Origin of the sequence: Blastococcus saxobsidens, assembly GCF_002938435.1 — a bacterium.
GTDB lineage: Bacteria > Actinomycetota > Actinomycetes > Mycobacteriales > Geodermatophilaceae > Blastococcus > Blastococcus saxobsidens.
On record NZ_POQT01000002.1, the window covers coordinates 203,704 to 228,292 of the forward strand.

Genomic DNA, 24,589 nt, shown 5'->3' on the forward strand with positions numbered 1-24,589 from the left:
GCGAGGCCCGACGCGATCAGCGGGGGCTGACCACCGTTCCGCCGTCGTCGTGGATCGTGCCGACGCGCCCGAGGATCTCGTCCAGCGCCTCGGCGGGCATGGGCCGGGCGAAGTGGTACCCCTGCGCGATGTCGCAGCCCAGCGCCCGCAGGGCGGCCACGTGCTCCGGCTCCTCGACGCCCTCGGCGACGACGGTGAGCCCCAGGTTGTACCCGAGGTCGACGGCGGTGCGCACCAGGACCGCGTCCTGGGCACTCGTGGTCATGCCCATGACGAACGAGCGGTCGATCTTGAGCTCGTCCACCGGCAGCCGGCGCAGGTGCGCCATGGAGCTGTAGCCGGTGCCGAAGTCGTCGATCGACAACCGCAGCCCCAGGTCGTGCAGGCGCTGGAGCACGTCGGTGCAGCGCGTGGCGTCGGCCATCACCGCGCTCTCGGTGACCTCCATGCGGAGCAGGTGCGCGGGGACCTCGTGCCGGGCCAGCAGACGCCGGACCATGTCGGGCAGCCCGGCGTCGAGCAGGCAGCGGGTGGACAGGTTGACCGCGACCGGCATGGGATGCCCGGCGTCGAGCCACCGCCGCGCCTGGGTCATCGCCAGGTCCAGCACCCGCTCGGTCAGCCGCAGGATGATGCCGGTGCCCTCGGCGACCGGGACGAACTCGGCCGGCGGGACGAGGCCGCGGGTGGGGTGCTGCCAGCGGAGCAGCGCCTCGACACCCTCGATCCGCTCGCCGTCCAGGGTGAACTTGGGCTGGTAGTGGAGGAACAGCTCGTCGTCCTCGAGCGCCCGGCGCAGGTCGCCGAGCACGGTGAGCCGGGACGGCGCCGCCACGTGGTCCTCCGGCGCGAACACGACCGCGCCGGCCTTGCGCTCCTTGGCCACGTACATGGCGATGTCGGCCGACCGCAGCAGCGCGTCGCTGTCGGTGCCGTGCCACGGGGAGACGGCGATGCCCACGCTCACCTCGACGTCCAGGGTGACGCCGTCGACGTCGAACGAGCGGTGCAGCGCCTCGCGCAGCCGCTCGGCGACCGCCTCGGCCTCGCCGACGCCGTCGACCGCGGGCAGCAGGACGGCGAACTCGTCGCCACCGAGCCGCGCGACCGTGTCGCCGTCCCGCAGGACCGCGGACAGCCGCGGGGCGACCTGGCGCAGCACCGCGTCACCGTAGGAGTGGCCCAGGCTGTCGTTGATCTCCTTGAAGCGGTCGAGGTCGACCAGCAGCACGGCGACCTCGGCGGAGGACCGGGCCGCGGCGGCGAGGGCCTGGTCGAGCCGGTCGCGGAGCAGGGTGCGGTTGGGCAGCCCGGTCAGCACGTCGTGCGTGGCCGTGTGCCGGTCCCGCTCGGCCGACGTGCGCAGCTCCTCGGTCTGCTGGTGCAGGCGGCGGGAGGCGCGGGCGACGACGCGGTAGAGCACGGCCTGGAAGATCGCCAGGCTGGCAGCCAGCACCAGGACCAGCCGGCCGAGGTCCTCCCGCACCGCCGCATCGACCGGCGCGTAGGGCAGGTAGAGCTCCATCACGCCGTCGGGCCGGTCGGAGCCTGCGTACTGGACCGGCACGTAGACCTCGAGCAGCCGCGAGACGCCGTCGTCGGCGTCGTCGCGCGAGGAGCCGGCGAACCCGGAGACCACCTCACCGGCGAGGGCCTGCTCGAGCTCCTCGGAGCTCGACTGCTCGCCGATGAGCTCCGGGTCGTCGGCGTAGACGATCGTGCCCTCGCGGTCGAAGATCTTGAGCGCGACCGGGTCCAGGTCGTCCAGCTGACGGCCACCCGCCTGGAGCTTGTCCTCCGCGCTGCGGATCGCCTGGGTCACGCGCGCCAGCCGGTCGGGGTCGAACCCCTCGGCGATGTCGTCGGCGTCCAGCTGCGGCTGCAGCCCCAGCCGGACGGTCACGATGGCCGTCCACTCGGCCTGCTCCAGGGCATTCGCGGAGATGGCCTCGGCCCGCGACCAGCCCAGCACGACGCCCAGCCCGAGGGTGAGCACCAGGCTGAGCACCGCGAAGCGCGCCAGCAGGCTGACACGTCGCAGGCGACCGAGGAGGGTCATGTCGCATCCATCGGGCCGGCGGTTGCTGATCTTGAGCCCCACGTCCGGACCCCCTCCATCGGGGGGTGTCCGCCCGCCGCCGCCGGCGCTGTCACGGGCCTTTCGTCCCTGGGCCACGACGGCCGCGCGCAGCACCATGGGCACATCGCCTCCCGCACCTGCACAGACGCCCCGACGGTCGGGCCGTGACCCCGCCCGACCCGGGCTCCCCGGCGAGCGACGACGCCGCGTCCCTGACGGCGGCGGTCCTGGCGGCGGTGTCCGGCAGCAAGCTGGAGGCGACCCTGCGCGCCATCGTCGAAGCGGCGGTGGCGCAGGTCGGTGCCGGCTACGGGGCCCTCGGCGTGCTCACCCCGGACGGTCGCGGGCTGGACCGGTTCGTCACGGTCGGCATGGACGCCGCGGACCACGAGCGGATCGGCCGCCCTCCGGCCGGGGCCGGTCTGCTGGGGGTCCTCGTCGAGCAGCCGGAACCGCTGCGCCTGGACGATCTGCGGGACCACCCCGCATCGGTGGGCGTCCCGCCCGGGCATCCGCCGATGCGGTCGTTCCTGGGCGTCCCGGTCCGGCTGCGCGACTCGGTGTTCGGCAACCTCTACCTCACCGAGAAGCGGACCGGGGGGCCGTTCAGCGCCGGCGACCTCGAGGCCGCGCGGGCGCTGGCCGCCGTCGCGGGGCTGGCCATCGAGAACGCCCGGCTCCTGGAGCACGCGGAGCAGCAGCGGGCCTGGTCGCAGGCGGGCACCGACATCGCGACCGCACTGCTGTCGGGAACCCCGGCCGACGAGGTGCTGCGCGGCGCCGCAGCACGGGTGGCGAAGCTCTCCGGTGCCGACGCCGTCGGCGTGCTCTCACCCGTGCCGGGCGACGAGGGAGCGCTGGCGATCACGGCGGCCGTCGGACCGTTGGCCGCCGACTGGGAGGGCGTCCACGTGCCACTGGGCGACACCCGGCTGGGCCGTGCCCACCGCTCCGGCGTCCCGACGCTGCTGCAGGACGCCGCCACTCCGGCCGCTGGGACCGACCACTCGGACGTGGTCGGCGAGCTGGTCGTGCCGTACGGCCCGGCGCTCTACGTGCCGCTCGGCAGCCCGTCGCGGCGCAGCACGCTCGTCGCCCTGCGCGTGCACGGCCGCCCGGCGTTCCACGACGACGTCCTCGAGCTGGCGGCGGCGTTCGCCACCCACGCGACCGTCGCGATGGAGCTGGTGCGCAGCCAGGAGCGGGAGCGCCGGCTGCAGGTGCACGCCGATCGGGATCGCATCGCCCGCGACCTGCACGACCACGTGGTGCAGCGGATCTTCGCCACCGCCCTGGCGCTGGACCGCATCGGCCGCTCGCTGGAGGAGACCTCCCCGTCCGAGGCGGCCCGCATCGCCGAACGGGTGGACGAGCTGGACGGGACCATCGCCCGCATCCGGGCGTCGATCTTCGAGCTGCACCTGGCCGATGACGCCTCCCCCGCCGCCGTCCGCCGCCGGCTCGCCGAGGTGGTGCGGTCGGTGACGGAGGGGCACGGGCTGCGGGTGGCCCTGAGGGTGCACAGCGAGGTGGAGGAGCTGCCCGCGGACCTGGTGGCCGACGTGGTGGCCGTGGTCCGGGAACTCGTCACGAACGTCGTGCGGCACGCCGGAGGAACGCGGATGACGGCCACGGTCACCACGGACGGCGAGGTGAAGGTCGTCGTCACCGACGACGGCCGGGGCATGCCGTCCGTCGCCGCCCGCAGCGGCCTGGCGAACCTGGCCGACCGTGCGGAGCGGCGCGGCGGTCGCCTGACGGTGCAGGCGGCCGCCTCCGGGACGGAGATCGACTGGTCGGTGCCGCACCCGACCTGAGCGCCCCTCAGCGTCCGGGCTGCCGCGTCTCGCGCAGCTCGGTGGCCAGGATGGCCGCCTGGGTGCGCCGCTCCAGCCCCAGCTTGGCCAGCAGGTGGCTGGTGTAGTTCTTCACCGTCTTCTCCGCCAGACCCATCCGCTCCCCGATCTGGCGGTTGGTGAGCCCCTCGCCGATCAGCCGCAGGACGATCCGCTCCTGGTCGGTGAGGACGGCCAGCCGGTCGGCACCCCGGGACGCGGTCCGGCGCGCCTCACCCCCGGGGCCTCCGCCGTCCACGGTGCCGCCACCGGCCACGGTGCGCACGGCCGTCACCAGGGCAGGCCCGCGCACCTGCTTGAGCAGGAAACCGGCGGCACCGGCCCGCAGAGCCGCGTCCCGGGCCTCCTGGTCGCCATAGCTGGTCAGCACCAGGCAGGGCAGTCCCGGGACCCGGGCCCGAAGCTCCCGGCAGAGGGCGTCACCGGTGCCGTCGGGCAGCCGCATGTCCACGACGACGACGTCGGGCCGGACGGCCGGCACCCGCGCCAGGGCGTCGGCGACCGTCCCCGCCTCCCCCACGACGGCGATGCCGGGATCGTCCTCGAGGACGTCGGCCACCCCGCGGCGGACCACCTCGTGGTCGTCGACCAGGAACACCCGCACCTGCGGAACCGGGGTGCCCATGGGCCACCTCCTGACGCTGCGTGACGCTCGTCACTCAGCGTAGGGCCTGTGGCGGCCGGCCGACAGTCAGACCGGGAGCAGCAGTGCGGCGTACAGCGTCAGACCCGGCCCGAACGCCATGGCCACGATCGGGCCGTCGACGTCGGCGAGCTCCTGCAACACGAGCAGCACGGTGGCCGAGGAGCAGTTGCCGTGCTCGGCCAGCACCCGTCGGGAGGCGGCGACCTGCTCCTCGCGCAGGCCGAGCTCGTCCCGCACGACGTCGATGATCCGGGGGCCGCCGGGGTGCACGGCCCAGCCGGCGACGTCCTCGCTGCGCAGGCCGGCTGCGGAGAGCAGCTCGTCGACGACGTCGCCGACGTGCCGGGAGAGCACGTCGGGCACCTTCGGCGAGAGCCCCATGCGGAAGCCCAGGTCGGTGACGTCCCAGGTCATGTGGTCGGCGGTCGAGGCGTCGGTGCGCGCGACGATGCCCGCCAGCCGGTGCCCGCGACCGGCCCCGGGCTCGACGACGACGGCGGCCGCGGCGTCGGAGAACAGCGCGTGCGCCACCACCTGCTCGAGGTCCCGCTGCGCCGGCTGCACGTGCAGGCTGGTCAGTTCGCAGCAGAGCAGCACCGCCGGGCGGGACCGTGCGGTGACGAAGTCGCCCACCGCGGCCAGCCCGGGGATGGCGGCGTAGCAGCCCATGTGCCCGACCAGCAGCCGTTGCAGCCCGGCGGGCATGCCGAGATCGCTGGCCAGCCGGATGTCGAGGCCGGGGGTCGCGTACCCGGTGCAGGTCGCGACGGCGAAGAGCCCGACGTCCCCCGGCGCGAGACCGGCGGCGTCCAGCGCGCCGGCCACCGCCTGCTTGCCCAGCGGCAGCGCCTCCTGGATGAAGCGGGCCATGCGGGCCCCCGTGCCCCAGCCGCTGAGGTCCTCGTCGATCGGGTTGGCGACCGCGTGCCGGCGGCGCACACCGGCACCCATGAAGATCCGCTCGGCGGCGCGCACACCCTCGTAGTGCCGGGCGAAGAACCCGTCCCAGGCGGCCTCCTGGTCCAGTGCGGCGGGCAGCGCGGACCCTGCGCCGGTGACGACGGCGGCGGTCACCTGCGCCGCTCCGCGGACGGCCTGCTCGGGATCATGCTCTCGAAGGTACGTCCGGCGGGACGTCGTTGCTCACTCACCTTTTCCGCCCGTACCCGGCGAAGACGACCGCGGTGGAGCGGACCGGCTTCATGGCCACGTCCCGGCGCCTGCCCAGCGCCCAGGCCACCGCCTGCCGCATCGAGGGCCGCAGGCCCACCAGCCGCAGATCCAGGCCCAGCCGCTCCGCGGCGGCCAGCAACCGCTCCCGGTCGACGAACAGCGCTGGGTCGTGGATCCCCGGGGGCGGTCCGCCCGGCAGCCGCTCGGCCACCGTGACCATGAGGAAGCGGCCGATCCGGGTGGCGGCGAGCGCGTCGACCACCACCGTCCCGCCCGGCCGCAGCAGCCGGGCGCACTCGGCGAGCACGCCGACATCGTCCTCCACGTGCTCCAGGATCTCGCCGGCGACCACCACGTCGGCGCAGCCGTCGGCCAGCGGGACGGCCAGGACCGATCCGCGGACCGGCAGCACGCCGTGCCCGCGGGCCACGCGCAGGCCCTCCACGCCCAGGTCGACGCCGACGTGCCGGTAGCCGAGCCGGGCGACGTGCGGCGCCATGAGGCCACCACCGCAGGCGAGGTCGACCAGCAGGGCCCCGGCGCCGGCCGCGGGCGGGATGTGCTCGGCGCGGGAGGCGGCCAGCCAGTGCAGCGCCGCGAATCCCCCGGAGGCCTCCCACCACTGGTCGGCCAGCTGGTCGTACTGGGCAGGGTCGTTGCGCGGCAGGGCCGTCGCTCGCACGGGCTACCCCGACTTCCGCGGATCGTGGCCCCAGTTCATCAGGGAGTACCGCCACTTCGAGGTCTCGACGTCCTCCTGCTTCGGCTCCTGCGCGAGGTGCCGCTGCACGTAGCCGTGCACCTTGCGCATGTGCGCCAGGTCGTCGTCGGTCAGGTCGTCCTTCCTCGTGCGCAGCAGCTCGACGATCCGCCGTCCCGAGGCGTGCCCGGTGGACTCCCCGTCGCCGTCCTTCTGCCCGACGGACTTCGACTCGTCGGTGTCCAGCCACTTCTCCAGCTCACCGGCGGTCATGTTGACCGCCTCGCCGAACTCGCGCCGGATCGTTCCTGGGTCCTCGCCCGCCATGGGTCCTCCGCTCGCCTCGTCGTCCCCTCCTACCGCGCCACCGACCGGCGGAAACCGGCGGTCTGGTACTGCTGGTGGCCCGCCAGCCCCCGGAGGTCCGCGTGTCCGTCACCGTCGTCGGCAGTCTCAACGAGGACGTGCTCGTGGCCGTCGACCGGCTGCCCGGGCGCGGGGAGACCGTCGTGGCCCGGTCCTCCTCGCTCGCGCCGGGTGGCAAGGGTGCCAACCAGGCGGCCGCCGCCGGCCTGCTGGGTCCGGGCGTGCACATGGTCGGGCGCGTGGGCGAGGACCCGGCCGGTGACCGGCAGCTGGCCGCCCTCGCCGGCTCGCGGGTGAACGTCCGCCGCGTGCTGCGCACCGCGGGGACGCCGACGGGCAGCGCCACGATCCCGGTGGAGGAGGGCAGCGGCGAGAACCTGATCGTCGTCGTCCCCGGGGCGAACGCCGCGCTGACGGCCCAGGACGTCGACGTCCCGTCGGTGCGGGACGCGCGCGTGGTGCTGCTGCAGCTGGAGGTCCCGATGGCGGCGGTCACCGCGGCGGCGCGGACCGCCCGTGGCACCGTCGTCCTCACCCCCGCTCCCCCGCAGCCGCTGCCGACGGAGCTGCTGGCGCGCGTGGACGTGCTGGTGCCCAACGAGCACGAGCTGGTGCACCTGGCCGGCGCCGCTCCCGCGGACCGCTCGCCGGAGGAACTGGCGGCCCTCGCCCGGTCGGTGAGCAACGGCGACGTCGTGGTGACCCTGGGGGCGCGGGGCGCGCTGGTGGTCCCGGGCAACGGCGGGCCGGTGCTGCTCCAGGCGCCGCCGCCGGTTCCCGTCGTCGACACGACCGGCGCGGGCGACTGCTTCTCCGGCGCGCTGGGCCAGGCCCTCGCCCGCGGGACGGACCTGCCCGAGGCGGTGCGGCACGCGGTGGCCGCCGCCGCGCTGTCCACCACCGGCCCGGGGGCACGCGGCGCGCTCCCCGACGAGGAGGCCGTCGAGCTGCTGCTCCCCCGCGTCCCTCCGGCGACACCGGTGGACCGACCCGCGGTTCGGCCACCGGAGGACCGGGCACAGGCCTCCCGAGACGAAGCACGAGGAGGAGCCGACATGACCGAGTCCCACCGCACGCCCCACAGCGCCGAGCGCGCCGAAGGGGACCCGGCCGGCGAGGAGGCCGGGGGCAGCGGCCGCACCCCCCACCCGGAGGAGCCCGCCGAGGGCGCCCGGGACACCGCCGACGGCGACGCGGACACGCCGGACGTCTGACCGTCCCCCGGCCGGGGGGTGCCCGCGGTGCGGCGGTTTCGGCCGGTCACCCGCCGGGCACCCTGCGGCACATGGAGAAGAACGCCGACCAGCACCGCACGACCCAGGGGTCCTCCGGTACGTCCACCGACGAGCCCCGCGTCGAGGCCGCCGCGCGCGCCGTCGCCCAGATGCTCGCCAACCCCCGCCGCACCCGCCGGAACTGACGAAGGACCCGCTGCTCCCCACCACTCGCGAGGTCGCGGCGGGCCCCGGCAGCGGGCCGTTCCAGCACGTCATGGTCATGACGGTGGGTGACCACATCGGCACCACCGATCCCCGGAGTCCCGAACAGCTCGGGCGCCTCTCGTCACCCAGAGCAACCAGCCCGGCGTGCCGCGAACTGCTCCGTCACGGGGCTGGTGCATCCTCGCTGACGTGACCGCCGCTCTCGATCTCGTTCCCGCCGACGACAGCTCGGCACCGGTCCGCCGCAGCCGCGCAGAGCGTCAGGCGATCGTGCTCGACACCGCGGAGCGGCTGTTCTCCGGGCGCAGCTCGCGCAGCGTCGGCATGGACGAGCTCGTCCGCGAGACCGGCCTCGGCAAGATGACGGTCTACCGGCTCTTCAAGAGCAAGGACGACCTCGTCGGCGCCTACCTGAGCCGCAAGGCCTCGACGGTCCTGGCCTTCATCGACGCCGAGCTCGAGCGCCTCGAGGGCGACCCGCGCGCCGCGCTGCTGTCGGTCGTGGACGCCGTCGAGCGGGACGTCACCCGCACCGGGTTCCGCGGCTGCCCCTTCACCAACGTGAGCAGCGAGTACGACGACCCGCAGCACCCGGCGCGCAGCGCCGCCGCCGACTACAAGTTCGAGCTGCACACCCGCCTCGAGCGCCTGGCCGACGAGATCGTCCCGGGCAACGGGGAGGACCTCGCCGCGCAGATCCACCTGATCATCGACGGCATGTACCTCTCCGGCGGGCTCCTCGGCCCCGACGGGCCGGCCGCCCACGGCCGCCAGCTGGCCGAGAAGCTCGTCGACGCCGCCGTCGCCCGCGGCTGACCTGCGGGCCGCCCGCCCGCGCCGCAGGATGGGCGGGTGACCAGCGACCGGACCCGGCCCGATCTCGACGACACGACGGTCGAGGCACTGGGCAAGCTCTCCGAGGCCCTCGAGACCGTCGACCAGGCCCGGGGCTTCCTGTACGCCTTCCACCAGCTCACCGGCAAGGCCGACCGCCTGCTGCAGGAGTCGGTGGAGCTGTTCGAGCAGGCCGGCGCCGGTGTGCTCGCCGCCGACCTGGACCGTGACCTGGTCGGGCGCAACGTCATCGCCGACCGCTGGACCTTCCAGATCGTCGAGGACTTCGACGAGAACTACTGGAGCAGCTTCCGCGCCTACGACGCCCGGGCCCGCGACGAGCTGGCCGGCGGTGACCGGCACGTCTACGAGGCCCGCATGAAGCAGCGCGAGCGCACGGCGGGCCACCCCAACCACGAGGCCGGCCCGGCGCTCGCCGACTGAGTCCGGCACGGCGCGTCCCGCCCCGCGCGGCCGGACGCGTGTCCACGACGCGCCCGCCAGGGACCGGCTGCGGAGCACCAGGGGCCCGACGGCCGCGGCACACCCCTGCTTCCCTGCACGAGGGCACGGGGCCACGGGGTGACTTCTCGCCACCCCCGCTGAGCAGGCCTTCCGCTGCGCGGCGGCGGTTTCCCCGACCCTCCCGCCGGGCAGACCTTCCGGGTGACCATGCCCGACGAGAACGACACAGGCTCCGACCGAGACGCCGCACCGCTGGGCGCGGAGGTCGCACCGCCCGGTGACGAGGAGTCGCAGGGCGGCACCCCCGGCGCCGCCAGCGGGGTCGCCGGCCCCAGCTACCCGCCCGCCGAGACCGAGCCGGACGCCCGATGAGCGCCCCCGACCAGCGCCCGGGCGGCTCGCCGTCCGACCCGCTGAGCGTGGGCCTCGGCGGCCACCGGAGCGACAGCCCGGCGTCCGGCGGTCCGGCGTCGACCGGCCCGGATCCGGCGGGTCCGACGGGTCCGGCCCAGCCCGATCCGGCCACGAGCAAGCCGCCGCAGCAGGCCCCGCCCCGGGAGCGCCACACCGGCCGGGCCATCGGGCGCACCCTGGCGCTGGCGCTGCTGATCTTCGTCACGGTGCTGCTGGTGCTGTTCGTGGTCTTCAACGGACAGACGGTGCAGATCAGCCTGGTCTTCACCGACGTGGACGCACCGCTGGTGCTCGCCCTGCTCATCGCCGCCGTGCTGGGTGGCCTGCTGGTGTGGCTGGCCGGTCTGGTCCGGCGCGCCCGTCGCCGCAACCGCTGACCCGTCCGGGTCAGACGCCCCCGTGCGGGCGTGTCGCAGACCCCACCGCTTGCCGTTGCTACCCGCGAGTAATAGCGTTTGTTACTCGCGAGTAGCAGTACGCCGCACACCGGCACGGAGCACGGGAGCCTGAGCGCAATGACGCACTACACCGCCAACCTCCGGGACCTGGAGTTCAACCTCTTCGAGTTCCTGGACACCAAGGACAAGTTCGGCACGGGTCCCTTCGAGCAGATGGACGCCGACACCGCGCGCGGGATCCTGGCCGAGATCCGCAAGCTGGCGGAAGGCCCCGTCGCGGCGTCCTTCGTCGACGCCGACCGCAACCCGCCGGTCTTCGACCCGGCGACGAACTCGGTGAAGCTCCCCGAGTCGTTCAAGAAGTCGTACAAGGCCGTCGAGGACGGCGAGTGGGCCCGCCTCGACCTGCCCGAGCACCTCGGGGGCTTCGGTGCGCCGCACGTCCTGACCTGGGGCGCCTTCGAGATGATCCTCGGCGCCAACCCGGCGGTGTTCATGTACGGCTCGGGTGCGGCCTTCGCGGCCATCCTCGACGAGCTGGGCACCCCGGACCAGAAGCGCCTCGCCGGGCTGATGCTCGAGCACAACTGGGGCGCCACGATGGTCCTCACCGAGCCCGACGCCGGCTCCGACGTCGGCGCCGGCACCACCAAGGCGGTGGAGCAGCCCGACGGCTCCTGGCACATCCACGGCGTGAAGCGGTTCATCACCTCCGCCGAGCACGACCTGAGCGACAACATCATCCACCTGGTCCTGGCCCGCCCCGAGGGCGCGAAGGCCGGCACCAAGGGGCTGTCGCTGTTCGTCGTGCCGAAGTTCCACGTGGACCTGGCGACCGGCGAGCTGGGCGAGCGCAACGGCGCCTACGTCACCAACGTCGAGAAGAAGATGGGCCTCAAGGTCTCCACCACGTGCGAGGTCACCTTCGGCGACGGCCCGGTGCCGGCCCAGGGCTGGCTCGTCGGCGAGGTGCACGACGGCATCGCGCAGATGTTCAAGGTCATCGAGCACGCCCGCATGTTCGTCGGAGCCAAGGCCATCGCCACCCTGTCGGCCGGCTACCAGGTCGCGCTCGACTACGCCAAGACCCGCGTGCAGGGTGCCGACCTCACCGCCACCAGCAAGGACGCCCCGCGGGTGACCATCACCCACCACCCGGACGTCCGGCGTTCCCTCATGCTGCAGAAGTCCTACGCCGAGGGGATGCGCGCCCTGTACCTGTACGCGGCCAGCTTCCGCGACCAGGTCACCGAGGCCGAGGCCGAGGGCGACGCCGAGAAGGCGAAGCTCGCCGAGCGGCTCAACGACCTGCTGCTGCCCATCGTCAAGGGCTTCGGCTCGGAGCGGGCCACCCAGCTGCTCACCGCCGAGTCGCTGCAGACGCTGGGCGGCTCCGGCTACCTGCAGGACTACCCGATCGAGCAGTACATCCGCGACTCCAAGATCGACACCCTCTACGAGGGCACGACGGCGATCCAGGGCCAGGACTTCTTCTTCCGGAAGATCGTCAAGGACGGCGGCGTCGCCCTGACCTGGCTGGCCGAGCAGATCCAGGCCACGGTCGACGGCGAGGCCGGCAACGGCCGCCTCAAGGAGGAGCGCGCGCTGCTCGGCGCCGCCCTGCAGGACGTCCAGGGCATGCTCACCGCGATGTTCAACCACCTGACCGGCGCGCAGGAGGACATGACCGCGCTGTACAAGGTCGCGCAGAACACCAGCCGACTGCTGCTGGCCACCGGCGACCTGATCACCGCGTGGCTGCTCATCCGCCAGTCCGAGGTGGCCCTGGCCGCCCTGGCCGGCGACGTCAGCGAGAACGACAAGCACTTCTACGAAGGCAAGCTCGCGGCCACCCGGTTCTTCGCCACCCAGGTGCTGCCCCGGCTGACCTCGGAGCGGGCGATCGTCGACAACACCGACAACGCGCTCATGGAGGTCGACGAGGCCGCGTTCTGAGCCCGGCACCAGCGTCCTGACGGCCGCCTCCCCCAGGGAGGCGGCCGTCGGCCGTTTCCGGGACCGGTCACCGGGCATGGCGGGAGGACGCCGACCTTCCAGGAGGAGACCGTGAGCGACCCGCAGGGCAGCGACCGCATCGAGCAGGACATCCCGACCGCGTCGGGCACCGGCGACAACAGCGACTCCGCGTCGTCCTTCGACGACGTGCCCCTCACCGCCGACGAGGCGATCGAGCGGGACGCGGCCCAGGGCGACGACCTCCCGGCCGGCGCCGACGGTGACATCGCCCGCACCAGGCGTGCCGGCGCGTCCGGCGAGGTATGAGCCAGAACGCACGCCCGACCGCGACCTCCCGAGGAGAACGATGAGCGACCCCACCGGCTACGGCGAGTCCCCCGACACCGAGGACGGCCCGGTCGCCGAGGACCAGAACTCCGAGGGACCTGAGGGCAGCGCGACCCTGACCACCGACGAGGACGCCCAGGCCGACGACGGCGTCGTCCGCCCCGGTAACGCAGCGGGCTGACAAGTCCCCCGCCCTCGCACGCTCGGAACCTGGCCCTGCAGGGGCCCAATATCCTGAGCAGGTGCGCCCCGCTCCCGCTCTGACGTCGGTCCTGCCGCCGGTGGAGTGGCAGGACCGGTCCACCCGCCACGAGATGCGGGTGGACCAATGGGTCACCCCGCACCTGGAGCGCCGTCGCCGGGGGGAACCGCACCCGGTGCTGGACTTCCTGTTCACGTACTACCGCGAGTCCCCCGGTCGGTTGCGACGCTGGCACCCAGGAGCCGGCACGGCACTGGCCCCGCGCGAGGGCGGGCCGGCGCCGCACGGTGGATGGCGGTGGTACCGCACCGACGTCAGGGGCGTCGCCGGGCTGGATCACGCGGCATTCCTGGCCGATCGCGCCGGAACCGTGCGTTTCATCCGTGAGCTGCTGTCCGCGACCTCGTCCCGGCCGGCGTTCACCGGCTGCTTCGGGCTCCACGAGTGGGCGATGGTCTACCGGGCCGACGAGCGCCGCCACCCGCTCCCCCTGCGGCTGGGCCGGACGGGCACCGACGCCGTCGTCGAGGGCGCGCAGATCCGGTGCAGCCACTACGACGCCTTCCGCTTCTTCACCCCGGAAGCGCTCGGACGCAACCGCCTGCAGCCCAGCCGCGAGACACAGGTCGCGCTCGAGCAGCCCGGCTGCCTGCACGCGACGATGGACCTCTACAAATGGGCCTACAAGCTCGGACCCGCCGTGCCCGGCGAGCTGCTGGCCGATTGCCTGGCACTGGCCGCCGACGTCCGCGAGCTGGACATGCGGGCCTCGCCGTACGACCTGCGCGCCCACGGATACCGACCCGTCGCCATCGAGACGGCCGAGGGCAAGGCCGAGTACGTCGCCGCCCAGCGGGCCTTCGCCGACCGGGGCGTGGCGCTGCGGCGCCGATTGCTGGAGGCGTGCGAGGCCGTGCTAGGCCCAGGGCCGGCCCCGACTCCGCGACAGTGACCAGGGGGTGGGGCGCCCCACCCCCTGGTGATCACAGCCCTGCCGCGACCTCGACCGGCTCGGCGCCGCGAGCCGGCAGCTCCAGAGCGCGTGCAGGCGCCGGGAGGCCGAGGTAGAAGCCCTGCCCCAGCTGCACTCCCGCCTCCCGGAGGGCGTCCCGCTCGGCAGCGGTCTCCACGCCCGAGGCCACGACGCGGCACCCCCGTTCCTCGGCGAAAGGCACCAGCGCCCCGAGCAGGGCGCGGCGCGCGGCGTCCTGCTCGATTCCGGCCGTGGTCTCCCGTCCGAGCTTGAGGAACGCCGGCCGGTGCTCCTCCACCCACCGGAAGCTGTCGTACCCGACGAGCGGGTTCTCCAGCGCGACCTGCACACCGATCGGCAGCTCGTGCGACGACGGGTTCCTGTCCCCGGCCAGCGGGCCGGACTCCAGGACCACCGGGCAGGCCGAACGGCTGACGATGGAGGCGAGCTCTCGCGGCGAGCTCCACAGCGCCGGGGAGACGTTCACCGACACCCATGCGCCCTCGGGGAGCGAGGCGGCGGCAGCCAGCGAGGCCCGCAGGAGCGCGCCGTCGAGGTCCACGCCGAGGCCGCGGTCGGTCGCCGCGTCCAGCCGCTCCTGGGGCGCGCGTCCGTCGGCGAACCGGCACAGCGCCTCGTAGCCCACCGGTTCGCCGGTCGCCAGGTCGACGATCGGCTGGAAGACGGTGAAGAAGATGAAGTCGCGGAACGCCGCCACCACGGCGCTGTCGTCCGGCTCGGCCGGCGGGGCCGACCGCGGTGCCGGCACGCGAACGACGTCCCGCCCGCTGCCACCGGCCGTGGGCACGGCGACGCCGCCCGGGATGCCGTAGTGCAGGACGGAGGCCCAGTCGGGAACCGACGGGACGGCGACGGACCGGGGCTGCGCGGCGCCAGGCGACCGGGACGGCCGGACCACCTGGACCGCCGCCTGCCGGCGAGGCTCGACCGGGCGGTAGAGCCAGTCCCGCAGGTGCACCCACAGGTCCACCGCGGTGTTGCCGAGGCCGACGAACGCGACCATGGCGTATGTGGCCAGCGCGGTGTTGAGCCCGGCGAAGACGAGATGGCCCCAGTGCTGCGACTGGATGTCCACGACGACGGTGTAGGCGGAGAACGCGATCAGCGCCAGCGGTGCGAGCAGGAACACCGCTCCCGCCGTCGTGCGGTCACGGACCTTCGGGGTCCGCTTGAAGGCGCTCTTCTCCCCGGTGATCAACTGCAGGATCGAGGCGAAGGAGCCCGACAGGTTGACCGGCAACAGGATCAGGTTGAACCCGTAGATCCGCAGGACGTCGGTCCGCCGGTACCCGGTGGCGCGCAGGTCCCCGGCCATCGTGAGGAAGTACGGCACCGACACCAGCAGCAGCAGCGGGTTGAGCAGCTCGGCGTTGAACGGGTAGAAGAGCATGACGACCAGGCACACGGAGCTCCAGAAGATGGAGGCCATGTAGTTCACCCGCAGGAAGAGCTCACCGAAGCGGTTGCGCTCCCCGCGCGCCCGGCGGGCCCGCACCTGCTCGCGCAGTTTCGAGAGGATCAGCAGCCCGCCGTTGGCCCACCGCTGGCGCTGGATGCACAGCGAGCCGAAGTCCGGCGGGGTCGCCGAGTAGGCCAGCCGCTCCGGGTAGTTCAGCAGCGCCCAGCCGTGCACCCCGAGGTCGATGGTCGACTCGGTGTCCTCGATGACCGTGCGGTCCTGGATGTAGCGCCGGATTTCGAAGTCGCCGTCGTAGTCGACCTCGACGATGTCGTCGAGCGCGCGCTTGCGCAGCACCGCGTTCGCCCCGACCCAGAAGGTCGCGTCGTACTGCGTCATGCCCTGGTGGACGATGTGCTGCAGATCCGTCGACGCACCGGAGATCCGCTCCAGCCGGGTCGCCGAGCCCGGGAACGAGCTGTACGGCGTCTGCGCGACGGCCACCCGGCTGTGCGCGCTCTGGCTGAGCAGGTGCACCATCCGTGCGGCGTACTCCGGGAGCAGCATGCTGTCGGCGTCCAGGGTGAGCACGTACTCCGGCTCCTCCACCGCCAGGTCGGCGGCGCGCGCGGTGGACCTGACCAGCGCCAGCCCCACCGGCGTCTGGACCTCCCGGTAGCTACCGCCCATGAGGCCGATGTAGCTGTTGAGGTTCATGGCCTTGTTCGGCTCGTGCGAGAGGGACCGGTAGCGCTTGCGCTCGAAGCTGCTGACGCGTGCGCCGAAGGTCGCGGTGAGCCGGCGGTAGAGCTGCAGCAGCCGGTCCCCGGCGAGGACCGCTCCCTCGTCGGCCGCGCTGGCGAGGGCCTCGCCCACCGTGCCGAGGTCGGCGGCCAGCGCACCGACCACGTGGTCGACGAAGAAGACGTCGGTGTGGTCGATGGTCTCGTGCCGGGCGCCCAGCTCGTGCAGCCACTCGACGGCGAACCGGTAGTGCCCGGCCAGCTCGCGGACGTCGTCTGCGGTCGCGGCCCGCCCGGTGCCGCCCGCCACCGCCCGCTCGAAGGCGTCGCGGGCGGCCCGGAAGCGGCCGGCCGGCACCTCCAGCTGAGCCATGATGCTGCCGGGGAGCGCCCGCGCGTCCTCCAGCAGCGCCCGGGCCCGGTTCGTCGTCGGGTTCTGCGGGTCGTCGACGAGCAGGACCACGTGCAGCGCCGGGTACTCCTGCAGCGCTGCCGACAGCAGCGTCGTCCGGATGACCCGCTCGTCCTCCTGGTAGGACGGGACGAGGACCGTCACCGGGGCCGCGGGCTGGTCGAAGAAGGCGTCGAGGACGGCGCGCGACGCCCGGGTGTGCGCCCGGCTGCGGTAGAAGAACCCGATCCGGGTGATCAGATACGCCATGGCCGAGGTCGCCAGCCCGGTGATCAGCAGCAGATAGACGATCGCCTCGATGACCAGCCGCGCACTGTCGGCCTTGCCCTCGATGAACTGCTGCTCGATGGTGAAGGCCACGTACACCGCCCACGCCGAGACGGTCAGGACGATGGCCAGCCGGCCGATCGCCATGCGCCGTTCGGACACCTTCGCGGGCACCAGCGGAAGTGGCTCGCGCCGCCGGTCGCTCCCCCACTGCCGCCGGACGTCCGGCCGGTGCGGATCGGGAAGGGTGCGTCGCATCTGTTCCGCCTTCGTGCTCGTCAGGTCGACGGGTGCCAGGCGTCCGACCGGCGTCCCCCACGTCGGATGGCATCCTGCGCGCGTGGCGGCTCCGGCCGCTGCCCCCGCTCACCCCTCGTGGTGAGCTCCGAGCCCGGTCCCGTCGTCCGAGCGCGCTTCCGGGGCAGGCTGTTGCCCAGGTCGAGCCACCCACCCGCAGTCCGGCCGGAACTGCGTCGACGAGAGCGAGGGCTTCCATGGGCGCATCGAGCGCCGTATCCCCCGGCGAGGACCAGCCGGTTGCGCGCCGGCTGTCCTGGCCCCGCCTGGGCCTGGTGCTGCTGGTCGTCGCGGCGGTCGCCGGTGGGGGATTCGTCTCGGTGACCGAGGCCGCGGACCGGACTGGGGCGACGAACCAGTCCTGGAGCGTCCCTTACGTCGACGTGACCCTGACCCCGACCTTCCAGTTCCAGGACCCGTCGGCGAACCCGGCGCGGACCGTCGCCCTGGCCTTCGTCGTAGCCGACCCCGAGAACGGCTGCGCACCGAGCTGGGGCGGCTACTACTCCCTCGAGCAGGCCGGCACCGACCTCGAGCTCGACCGCCGGATCGACCAGCTGCGGTCCGCCGGTGGCGACGTCATGGTGAGCTTCGGTGGGCTGGTCAACGACGAGCTCGCCGTCACGTGCACGGACACCGGCGACCTCACCGACGCCTACCGCGAGGTCGTGGAGCGTTACGACCTGTCCGCCGTCGACCTCGACGTGGAGGGCACCGCCGTCGCCGACCTCGCCGCCGCCGACCGGCGGGCCGCGGCCCTGGCCGACCTGCAGCGCGAGCGAGCGGCCGACGGCTCTCCCCTCGCCGTGTGGCTCACCGTGCCGGTGGCCCCGACCGGGATGACCGCCGAAGGCGTGGACCTCGTGCGGGCCACGCTGGCCGGTGGGGTGGAGCTGGCAGGCGTCAACGTGATGACCATGGACTACGGAGGGGCCAAGCCCGCGGAGCAGTCCATGATCGCGGCGACCGAGCAGGCGCTGCGGGCCACCGCCGGGCAGGTCCGCGCCCTCTACGAGGAGATCGGCACCACCCTGAGCGACCGGCAGGTCTGGAGCCGGATCGGCGCGACCCCGATGATCGGCCAGAACGACGTCGAGGGCGAGGTGTTCACCCTCGACGACGCCTCGACCCTGGCCTCCTTCGCGCGGGACACCGGTCTGGGGCGGATCTCGCTGTGGTCGCTGAACCGGGACACCGGCTGCGGCGCGAGCTTCGCCGACGTCGCCGTCCACTCGAACACGTGCAGCGGTGTCGCCCAGGAGCCCCTGGCCTTCGTGGACGCGTTCGCCGGCCTCGGCGGCGACGGCCCCACCGTGCAGATCAGCGACACCGTGGCGGACACGGGTCGGCAGCCGGTCGTCGACGACCCGAGCACCAGCCCCTACCCGATCTGGCGGGCCGAGGCCCAGTACCCGGCCGGCTACAAGGTCGTATGGCACGGCAACGTGTACCAGGCCCGCTGGTACGCCGTGGGGGTGGATCCGTCCTTGCCGGCCACGGCCGCCGTCCCGTCGCCCTGGGCGCTGCTCGGCCTGGTGCAGAAGTCGGAGTCCGCCCCGGAGCCGGTGCCGACCGTCACCGACGTGACGGAGGGGTGGAACCCCGAGACGCTCTACCAGCGGGGTGCCCGCGTACTCCTCGACGGGCTGCCCTACGAAGCCCGCTGGGCCAACCGGGCTACGGCCCCCGGCACCCTGTTCCCGATCGGGCCGGACGAGGCCTGGGCGCCGCTGTTCGCCATCCCCGGGGAGCCCGCCGGCAGCTGAGCCGGCGTCCGCCCCAGCGGGCCCTGGACGTACCGTCGCACGAGTGACCTCCCCGCACACCGGCCGCTGGATCCGGCTCGACGGCACGACGAACATGCGCGACCTCGGTGGGCTGCCCACGACCGACGGCGGGCGCACGGCCCCCGGCCGGATCCTGCGCAGCGACAACCTGCAGACCCTCAGCGTCGCCGACGTCCGCCGGCTGGTCGGCGACCTCGGGCTGCGCGAGGTGATCGACCTGCGGACCACGGCGGAGATCCTGCTCGAGGGCCGGGGCCCGCTGCGCGACGTCGCCGAGGTGACGCACCGGCACTTCAGCCTGCTCCCCGAGCGCGGGCACCACACCGACGTGTTCGCCGTCGAGGAGCCACCGGAGGACCTCGCCGAGGGCTGGCTGGAGTCGCTCCTCCCCCGCCGGGTCGCCGAGCACGACGAGGGCGAGCCGCCCGCGGTCCGCTCCTACCTCGGGTACCTCGGGCAGCGGTCCGACGCCGTCGTGGACGCGTTGCGCGCCTTGGCGGCACCGGTGCCGGGCGCGGCCGTCGTGCACTGCGCGGCGGGCAAGGACCGCACCGGTGTCGTCGTCGCGCTGGCCCTGGCCGTGGCCGGGGTGCCGCACGAGGAGATCGTCGCCGACTACGCGCTCACCGCGGAGATCATCGACGCGCTGGTGGCCAAGCTGGCCGCCTCCCCGACCTACGCCGAGGACATGGTCAGCCGGGACGTCGCCAGCCACACGCCGCGCGCGGAGACGATGGAGCGCGTGCTCGCGATCCTCGACGAGCGCTACGGCGGACCGCTGGGCTGGCTCGAGGCGCACGGCTTCGGCGCCGACGAGCAGGCGGCGCTGCGCGCCAGGCTGCGCTAGCGCCGACCGTCCCCGGGGGCTCTGCCGCCCCTCGGAGGCAGGATCGGTCGGCCCCGCGGCAACCTCGAGCGGGGCCTCCCCTGACCGGTGGACCCCGGCGCCCCGCTCAGCGGGGTGCCGAGCTCCGCCGGTCGTGCTTGTCCCGGTACATCGCCGCGTCGGCCGCGCGCAGCAGCTCCTCGGGGCCGGTGCCGTCGGTGCCGTGCACGGCGATGCCCACGCTGGTGCCCACGACGACCTCCCTGCCCTCGAGCCGGAACGGGTCGGTGAAGCAGGCGACGACCCGTGCCGCGAGGCCGGCCGCGTCGGCGGGCTGCTCCAGCCCCGGCAGCAGGACGGCGAACTCGTCCCCGCTGAGCCGTCCCACCGTGTCACCGGGACGGACGGCGGCGCGCAGCCGGGCCGAGACCTGACGGAGCAGCTCGTCGCCGGCGGCGTGCCCGAGGCCGTCGTTGACCTGCTTGAACCGGTCCAGGTCGCAGAACAGGACGCCGAGATGGGCACGGGGGTGGGCGTCGGCGATCGCCCCGGTGAGCCGGTCGAGGAAGAGCACCCGGTTGGGGAGCCCGGTCAGGGCGTCGTGCGTGGCCTGGTGGCGCACCGTCTGCAACAGCCGCGCCTTCTGCAGGGCGGTCGTGGCCTGGTCGCCGACCCCGCGCAGCCGGGTGAGGACCTCGCCGTCGAGCTGGGCAGGGGCCTCACCGCGACGCCAGCCGGCGGTCGCCGCTCCGAGGAAGACGCCGTCGGCCAGGAGGGGGACGGCGACGAGGTCCGACGTTCCGAGCCGCTCGAGGAGGCGGCGCATGACGGGGCTGCTGGTCTCGCTCCGGATGACCTGCGGTTCGCGGCCGGTCAGCATGCCGACCAGCTCGGGGACGTCCTCGGCGCGCAGGGCGGTGGAGTGCAGGAGCTCCCGGCCCACGGGGCCCATGCCCACCGAGGCCTGCGCGCGCAGGGATCCGCTGGCGGCGTCCCAGAGCAGGATGCTCGCCGTCCGGCACCCGACGATGCCCGGTAGGGCCTCGGCGACCACCTCGGCGACTTCGGCGGCCTCCGTGGTCGCGGCCAGCTCGTGGGCGAGGCTGAGCAGCGATCCGGCGCGGACGGCCTCGGTGCGGGCCTCCTCGAGCGCGATGATCAGGTCCAGCGCGGCTGCGGCGTGGCCGGCGTAGGCCGCCAGCATCGCGGACTCGTCCCCCATCGCCCCGTCCCCGGGCCGGTAGAGGGCGGCCAGTCGGCCGTGCGTGCGGCGCGCCGACACGACGTCGACCACCACGGCACCGGGACCGAGATCACCGCCGTCCAGCAGCGTCGCGGCCAACTGGGGCAGCTGCTGCGGCGCCACCCCCGCCCCGTGCACCAGGGGCGGGCCCCCGGCCGGGGCGTGGACGGCGAGCAGGTAGGCCGGCGCCAGCACGGCCTCGGCGGCGCGCGACACGATGCGCTCCAGCACGGTGTCCACGTCGTCGCTGGCGACGAGGTCGGTGGCGGCCGACTGCAGGATCTGCAGCTGACCGCGGAGGGCGTGCAGTTCCGGGTCGAGCGGCAGCGCGTCGTCCGTCCGACGCCACGGCAGCCGGGACCGGCGCTGCCAGGTCAGGTGGTAGACGCAAGCGGGGTGCCCGTCGGACTGGCACTCCTCGTGCACGATCTCGGCCGCGGGCAACGAGAAGATCTGCGGGACGCAGCTGAGCAGCCCCTGGGTGTAGTCGCAGTCCAGCCGCGAGTGCGGGTAGCCGTCGTGCAGCCGGTAGCGGATGGCCGCCCACGTGGGGCCGGCCTCGAGGATCTCCATCGTCGAGGTGGTGCTGAACTTCTGCACCGCCCGGGGGAGCTGGCGGAAGACCTGGCGGGGCGTGCCCATGGAGCGCAGCAGCAGGACCAGCCCGTGCGCCAGGCCGGAGCGCAGCGCGGAGGCGCCGACCTCGTACATCGTGCGCGCGTCGCCCAGCACGTCGGTGGCGGCGGCGAACAGCGCGATGCGGGTGTCGTAGCTCCACCAGCGGGACTGGTCGTCCAGCTCGGCCGGGGTCGCGTCGACCCCGGCACGCCGCAGGACCTCGGTCACGGCCTCGTCGCCGCCCTGGCCGCGCACGTAGCGGAGGAGACCGCCGGTGGTCGCCCCGGACGTCTCGCGCCCCTGGGTCTCCTGGCTCATCGTGTCCTCTCGACGTCGGCGACGTCCGCAGCGGGGCGGGCCGACGTCGGTGACGTCTCGGCTCCCGCCCGCTCCTCCTGCACAACAGGTGATCGGCACGTCGTCGTCATTGCCTGAGCCCACTGCCTCGCAGGGGGGAGCCTGCGGAGCGGGCGGCGGGGGTGACCCGGCGTACCTGCACGGCTACACCTTGCCAGCATCCGCCGGATCGGTCACGAGATGTCCCCTGAACGCATGCGACCCCGGTCTCCAGGAGACCGGGGTCGGGATGTCGCGGGCCGCGCGCGCGGCCGGTGGCTCAGCGGCCGAGGAACTGGCCGCTGTTCGCCATCGTCAGCAGCTCGTCCCGCATGGCCGGGCTGCTCGTGCGGGAGAGCGCCCTGTCGAGCGCCCGCCGGGTACGCGCCACCTGCCGACGCTGGCGCCAGCTGATCGTCACGCTGCTCATCTCGATGTCCTCTTTCGTCGTCGTAGGGGCCTACGGCCGTAGTAACGCAGGCGCACTCAACTCTAATCCGACGAAACGTCGGCAATCCTGATGCTTCGCCGAAGGTTCCTCACTCGTCGGGGTGAGTCTGGTCACGCCGCCGCCCCCGCACCCGGGTGGTCGCACGCCGGGACGACGACGGCGCCCATCCCCGGGTCGGGGGTGGGCGCCGTCGTCGGGCTGCGGAGATCAGCTGGGACGCGGGACGTCCCCGCGCCAGGCACCGGTCTCGGTACCGCGGCTCTCGATGAACTCCTTGAACTTCTTGGCGTCCGCCTTCACCTGGCGGTCGTCGAAGCCGAGGGCCGCACCGGCCTTCTCGACCAGCCCCTCGGGCTCCCAGTCGATCTGGATCATCACGCGGGTCTTGTCGTCGGCGAGCCGGTGGAACGTCACGACCCCGGCGTGCTTGGCCTCACCGCTGGTGCTGGTCCAGGCCACGCGCTCCTCGGGGTGCTGCTCGGTGATCTCCGCGTCGAACTCGCGCTTGACGCCGTCGATGTTGGTGACCCAGTGGGTGTGGGTGGCGTCGATCTGCGTGATGCTCTCGACGCCGCCCATGAACTGCGGGAAGGACTCGAACTGGGTCCACTGGTCGTAGACGGTCCGGATCGGGACGTCGACGTCGACGGACTCCTGCACGCTGGCCACTGTCTGCTCCTCTTCCTCGCGAACTCGGTCGTGCCCCGCGTACCCGGACGGACTCGCGATGACACGTCGAACCAGCAGCTCAGGGACCCGGGCGCAGGCGGGCCGCGACGCTCCCGCGCACCGGGCGGCCGTGGAGGAGGAGCATCTGCGCCAGGTGGTAGCCGTCGGGCCGGCCGGACCAGGTACCGGACCCACCTCGCCGGTGGGCGTCAGCTCGTGCTGCCGGTGGACGGGTCGTGGCGGCCGCCGCCCCGAAGAGGGCGACGGCGTCACCAGCTCGCGCTAGGGCGCGGTCCGACGGTCCGCCGCGAGAGCGATGGCCAGCCGCGCCGTGACCACCCCGATGACGCCCAGGCAGACCACCCGCACGAGGCCCGCGCCGATGTCCGCGCCGTCCTGGGCCATCGTCAGCACGTCGACCAGCGCCATCACGACGGTCGCCCCCAGGACGACGGCACCCAGCGGGCGAGGTGCGGCGCCGCCGCGGCCCAGCAGCAGCGCGGCCGACAGCAGGGCGGACGCGTAGCCGGCGAACTGCACCGCGTTCGGGGCGATGCCCTGCCCCGTCCCCGCACGGGCGCCGCCCAGCACGATGGCGACGCCCGTCAGCAGGACGAACAGGAACAGCGCCGCCAGCGCGGGCACACGTCGGTCCATGGGCGCCGATCCTGCCGAGCTGCGGATCAGAAGGTCAACGCGTTCCCCGGATCGTGCAGCAGGGCGCCGACGTCGGCCAGGAACCGCGAGCCGAGCTCGCCGTCGACGATGCGGTGGTCGAAGGAGAGCGCCAGCTGGGTGACCTGCCGGACCCTGATCCGCCCCTTGTGCACCCACGGCATCTCCCGGACGGCGCCGAACGCGAGGATCGCCGCCTCCCCGGGGTTCAGGATCGGGGTGCCGGTGTCGACGCCGAAGACGCCCACGTTGGTGATCGTGAACGTGCCGCCGGTCATGTCGCCCGGCGCGGTCCGACCGTCCCGGGCGGTCGCCGTCAGGTCGCCCAGCGCGGCGGCGAGCTCGGCCAGCGACAGCCGGCCGGCGTCCTTGATGTTCGGGACGACGAGCCCGCGGGGCGTGGCGGCGGCGATGCCGAGGTTGACGTAGTCCTTGACCACGATCTCCTGGGCAGCCTCGTCCCAGCTGCTGTTGATCATCGGGTGCCGCCGAACGGCCAGCAGCACCGCCTTGGCGACGAACAGCAACGGGCTGACCTTGACGTCGGCCAGCTCGGGCCGGGCGGCGAGGCGGGCCCGCAGCTTCATCATCCGCGTGACGTCGACGGTCAGGAACTCCGTGACGTGCGGGGCGGTGAAGGCGCTGGCCACCATCGCGGCCGCGGTGTGCTTGCGCACCCCCTTGATCGGGATCCGCTGCTCGCGTGCGCCGTCCGCGACCGGCGCGGCGGCGGTGGCCTGCGGGGACGGCGTCGCCGAGCGGGCGGCGAGCGCGGCGTCGACGTCGGCGCGGGTGATGCACCCGCCGGCGCCGGAGCCGGCCAGCGTGGTCAGGTCGACGCCGAGGTCCTTGGCGTACTTGCGCACCGGCGGTTTGGCCAGCGGGCGCGGGCCGCGGCGGCCCGGTGCGGCCTCCCGCGTGGGCGCGGCGGCCTCGCTCAGCGCCGCCGCCTCGGCCTGGCGCCCGACCTCCAGACCACCGTGCCGGACCGG

24 protein-coding genes are annotated in these 24,589 nt (G+C 73.9%); 13 read left to right on the forward strand and 11 right to left on the reverse strand.

Annotation, left to right across the window (positions count from 1 at the left end; genetic code table 11):
- Window positions 1-16 precede the first annotated feature (16 nt).
- Window positions 17-2,059 carry a putative bifunctional diguanylate cyclase/phosphodiesterase gene (locus C5507_RS02285; protein ID WP_130504282.1) on the reverse strand — a complete coding sequence of 681 codons (2,043 nt, stop codon included), beginning with the start codon at window positions 2,057-2,059 and terminating at the stop codon, window positions 17-19.
- Window positions 2,060-2,244: 185 nt separating this feature from the next.
- On the opposite strand from C5507_RS02285, the gene C5507_RS02290 reads away from it, so the two are divergent.
- Complete coding sequence (locus tag C5507_RS02290) at window positions 2,245-3,897, forward strand: sensor histidine kinase (RefSeq protein ID WP_242611212.1); 1,653 nt, start codon at window positions 2,245-2,247, stop codon at window positions 3,895-3,897.
- Between the two features lie 7 nt (window positions 3,898-3,904).
- Here the strand turns inward: C5507_RS02290 and C5507_RS02295 are convergent, their stop codons facing one another.
- The 4 genes from C5507_RS02295 to C5507_RS02310 all read right to left on the reverse strand — a co-directional run bounded on the left by C5507_RS02295 (window position 3,905) and on the right by C5507_RS02310 (window position 6,782).
- The gene (locus C5507_RS02295; RefSeq protein ID WP_104526908.1) at window positions 3,905-4,561 is read right to left on the reverse strand and encodes a response regulator transcription factor; all 657 of its coding nucleotides are present in this window, start codon (window positions 4,559-4,561) and stop codon (window positions 3,905-3,907) included.
- Window positions 4,562-4,627: 66 nt separating this feature from the next.
- Entirely contained in the window at window positions 4,628-5,656 is a 1,029-nt protein-coding gene (locus C5507_RS02300; protein ID WP_104526909.1) for a type III polyketide synthase, read from the reverse strand.
- A gap of 73 nt (window positions 5,657-5,729) precedes the next feature.
- Window positions 5,730-6,437 (reverse strand): methyltransferase domain-containing protein, encoded by a 708-nt coding sequence (locus C5507_RS02305; protein ID WP_242611213.1) that lies wholly within the window; start codon window positions 6,435-6,437, stop codon window positions 5,730-5,732.
- A gap of 3 nt (window positions 6,438-6,440) precedes the next feature.
- Window positions 6,441-6,782, reverse strand: a complete 342-nt coding sequence (locus C5507_RS02310) for a DUF3140 domain-containing protein (protein ID WP_104526910.1) — start codon at window positions 6,780-6,782, stop codon at window positions 6,441-6,443.
- Window positions 6,783-6,883: 101 nt separating this feature from the next.
- On the opposite strand from C5507_RS02310, the gene C5507_RS02315 reads away from it, so the two are divergent.
- From C5507_RS02315 to C5507_RS02345, 10 genes are all read left to right on the forward strand, one after another.
- A complete protein-coding gene (locus C5507_RS02315) occupies window positions 6,884-8,035 on the forward strand; it encodes a ribokinase (RefSeq protein ID WP_242611214.1) in 1,152 nt (383 codons plus the stop codon).
- Window positions 8,036-8,106: 71 nt separating this feature from the next.
- Window positions 8,107-8,241, forward strand: a complete 135-nt coding sequence (locus C5507_RS23280) for a hypothetical protein (RefSeq protein ID WP_278044327.1) — start codon at window positions 8,107-8,109, stop codon at window positions 8,239-8,241.
- 211 nt (window positions 8,242-8,452) lie between these two features.
- Entirely contained in the window at window positions 8,453-9,079 is a 627-nt protein-coding gene (locus tag C5507_RS02320) for a TetR/AcrR family transcriptional regulator (protein ID WP_242611215.1), read from the forward strand.
- Window positions 9,080-9,115: 36 nt separating this feature from the next.
- A complete protein-coding gene (locus C5507_RS02325) occupies window positions 9,116-9,541 on the forward strand; it encodes a hypothetical protein (protein WP_104526912.1) in 426 nt (141 codons plus the stop codon).
- Between the two features lie 222 nt (window positions 9,542-9,763).
- The gene (locus C5507_RS22600; RefSeq protein WP_165400469.1) at window positions 9,764-9,934 is read left to right on the forward strand and encodes a hypothetical protein; all 171 of its coding nucleotides are present in this window, start codon (window positions 9,764-9,766) and stop codon (window positions 9,932-9,934) included.
- Window positions 9,931-10,353, forward strand: a complete 423-nt coding sequence (locus C5507_RS02330; RefSeq protein ID WP_104526913.1) for a lipopolysaccharide assembly protein LapA domain-containing protein — start codon at window positions 9,931-9,933, stop codon at window positions 10,351-10,353. Before C5507_RS22600 ends, C5507_RS02330 begins: the two co-directional genes overlap by 4 nt.
- A gap of 138 nt (window positions 10,354-10,491) precedes the next feature.
- Complete coding sequence (locus C5507_RS02335; protein WP_104526914.1) at window positions 10,492-12,330, forward strand: acyl-CoA dehydrogenase; 1,839 nt, start codon at window positions 10,492-10,494, stop codon at window positions 12,328-12,330.
- 111 nt (window positions 12,331-12,441) lie between these two features.
- Window positions 12,442-12,657, forward strand: coding sequence for a hypothetical protein (locus C5507_RS02340; RefSeq protein WP_104526915.1), 216 nt, complete (start codon window positions 12,442-12,444; stop codon window positions 12,655-12,657).
- Window positions 12,658-12,697: 40 nt separating this feature from the next.
- The gene (locus C5507_RS22605) at window positions 12,698-12,859 is read left to right on the forward strand and encodes a hypothetical protein (RefSeq protein ID WP_165400470.1); all 162 of its coding nucleotides are present in this window, start codon (window positions 12,698-12,700) and stop codon (window positions 12,857-12,859) included.
- 61 nt (window positions 12,860-12,920) lie between these two features.
- A complete protein-coding gene (locus tag C5507_RS02345; RefSeq protein WP_242611216.1) occupies window positions 12,921-13,832 on the forward strand; it encodes a 3-methyladenine DNA glycosylase in 912 nt (303 codons plus the stop codon).
- Between the two features lie 31 nt (window positions 13,833-13,863).
- On the opposite strand, the gene C5507_RS02350 is transcribed toward C5507_RS02345, so the two are convergent.
- Window positions 13,864-16,842: a glycosyltransferase family 2 protein gene (locus C5507_RS02350; protein WP_207225864.1), complete on the reverse strand. Its 2,979-nt coding sequence runs from the start codon at window positions 16,840-16,842 to the stop codon at window positions 13,864-13,866.
- Window positions 16,843-17,189: 347 nt separating this feature from the next.
- Between C5507_RS02350 and C5507_RS02355 the strand changes: the two genes are divergently transcribed.
- Both C5507_RS02355 and C5507_RS02360 read left to right on the forward strand, forming a co-directional pair.
- Window positions 17,190-18,758 carry a hypothetical protein gene (locus C5507_RS02355; protein WP_207225865.1) on the forward strand — a complete coding sequence of 523 codons (1,569 nt, stop codon included), beginning with the start codon at window positions 17,190-17,192 and terminating at the stop codon, window positions 18,756-18,758.
- A 43-nt stretch (window positions 18,759-18,801) separates the two neighbouring features.
- Window positions 18,802-19,626: a tyrosine-protein phosphatase gene (locus C5507_RS02360; protein ID WP_104526917.1), complete on the forward strand. Its 825-nt coding sequence runs from the start codon at window positions 18,802-18,804 to the stop codon at window positions 19,624-19,626.
- Between the two features lie 106 nt (window positions 19,627-19,732).
- Here C5507_RS02360 and C5507_RS02365 read toward each other — a convergent pair whose 3' ends face one another.
- The 5 genes from C5507_RS02365 to C5507_RS02385 all read right to left on the reverse strand — a co-directional run.
- A complete protein-coding gene (locus tag C5507_RS02365; protein WP_104526918.1) occupies window positions 19,733-21,784 on the reverse strand; it encodes a GGDEF domain-containing protein in 2,052 nt (683 codons plus the stop codon).
- 298 nt (window positions 21,785-22,082) lie between these two features.
- Entirely contained in the window at window positions 22,083-22,232 is a 150-nt protein-coding gene (locus C5507_RS22610; RefSeq protein ID WP_165400471.1) for a hypothetical protein, read from the reverse strand.
- 228 nt (window positions 22,233-22,460) lie between these two features.
- Window positions 22,461-22,922, reverse strand: a complete 462-nt coding sequence (locus C5507_RS02370; protein ID WP_104526919.1) for an SRPBCC family protein — start codon at window positions 22,920-22,922, stop codon at window positions 22,461-22,463.
- Between the two features lie 282 nt (window positions 22,923-23,204).
- A complete protein-coding gene (locus C5507_RS02380) occupies window positions 23,205-23,579 on the reverse strand; it encodes a hypothetical protein (RefSeq protein WP_130504283.1) in 375 nt (124 codons plus the stop codon).
- A gap of 26 nt (window positions 23,580-23,605) precedes the next feature.
- The coding region (locus C5507_RS02385; protein WP_170107053.1) for a dihydrolipoamide acetyltransferase family protein at window positions 23,606-24,589 on the reverse strand (984 nt) is incomplete at its 5' end.

What these genes read in the sequence shown, in the direction of transcription:
- C5507_RS02335 (WP_104526914.1), top strand. Translation starts at nt 10,492, where the DNA reads ATGACGCACTACACCGCCAACCTCCGGGACCTGGAGTTCAACCTCTTC.
- C5507_RS02350 (WP_207225864.1), bottom strand. Translation starts at nt 16,842, where the DNA reads ATGGCGATCGGCCGGCTGGCCATCGTCCTGACCGTCTCGGCGTGGGCG.
- C5507_RS02285 (WP_130504282.1), bottom strand. Translation starts at nt 2,059, where the DNA reads ATGACCCTCCTCGGTCGCCTGCGACGTGTCAGCCTGCTGGCGCGCTTC.
- C5507_RS02355 (WP_207225865.1), top strand. Translation starts at nt 17,190, where the DNA reads ATGGGCGCATCGAGCGCCGTATCCCCCGGCGAGGACCAGCCGGTTGCG.
- C5507_RS22610 (WP_165400471.1), bottom strand. Translation starts at nt 22,232, where the DNA reads ATGAGCAGCGTGACGATCAGCTGGCGCCAGCGTCGGCAGGTGGCGCGT.
- C5507_RS23280 (WP_278044327.1), top strand. Translation starts at nt 8,107, where the DNA reads ATGGAGAAGAACGCCGACCAGCACCGCACGACCCAGGGGTCCTCCGGT.
- C5507_RS02380 (WP_130504283.1), bottom strand. Translation starts at nt 23,579, where the DNA reads ATGGACCGACGTGTGCCCGCGCTGGCGGCGCTGTTCCTGTTCGTCCTG.
- C5507_RS02310 (WP_104526910.1), bottom strand. Translation starts at nt 6,782, where the DNA reads ATGGCGGGCGAGGACCCAGGAACGATCCGGCGCGAGTTCGGCGAGGCG.
- C5507_RS02330 (WP_104526913.1), top strand. Translation starts at nt 9,931, where the DNA reads ATGAGCGCCCCCGACCAGCGCCCGGGCGGCTCGCCGTCCGACCCGCTG.
- C5507_RS22605 (WP_165400470.1), top strand. Translation starts at nt 12,698, where the DNA reads ATGAGCGACCCCACCGGCTACGGCGAGTCCCCCGACACCGAGGACGGC.
- C5507_RS02295 (WP_104526908.1), bottom strand. Translation starts at nt 4,561, where the DNA reads ATGGGCACCCCGGTTCCGCAGGTGCGGGTGTTCCTGGTCGACGACCAC.
- C5507_RS02365 (WP_104526918.1), bottom strand. Translation starts at nt 21,784, where the DNA reads ATGAGCCAGGAGACCCAGGGGCGCGAGACGTCCGGGGCGACCACCGGC.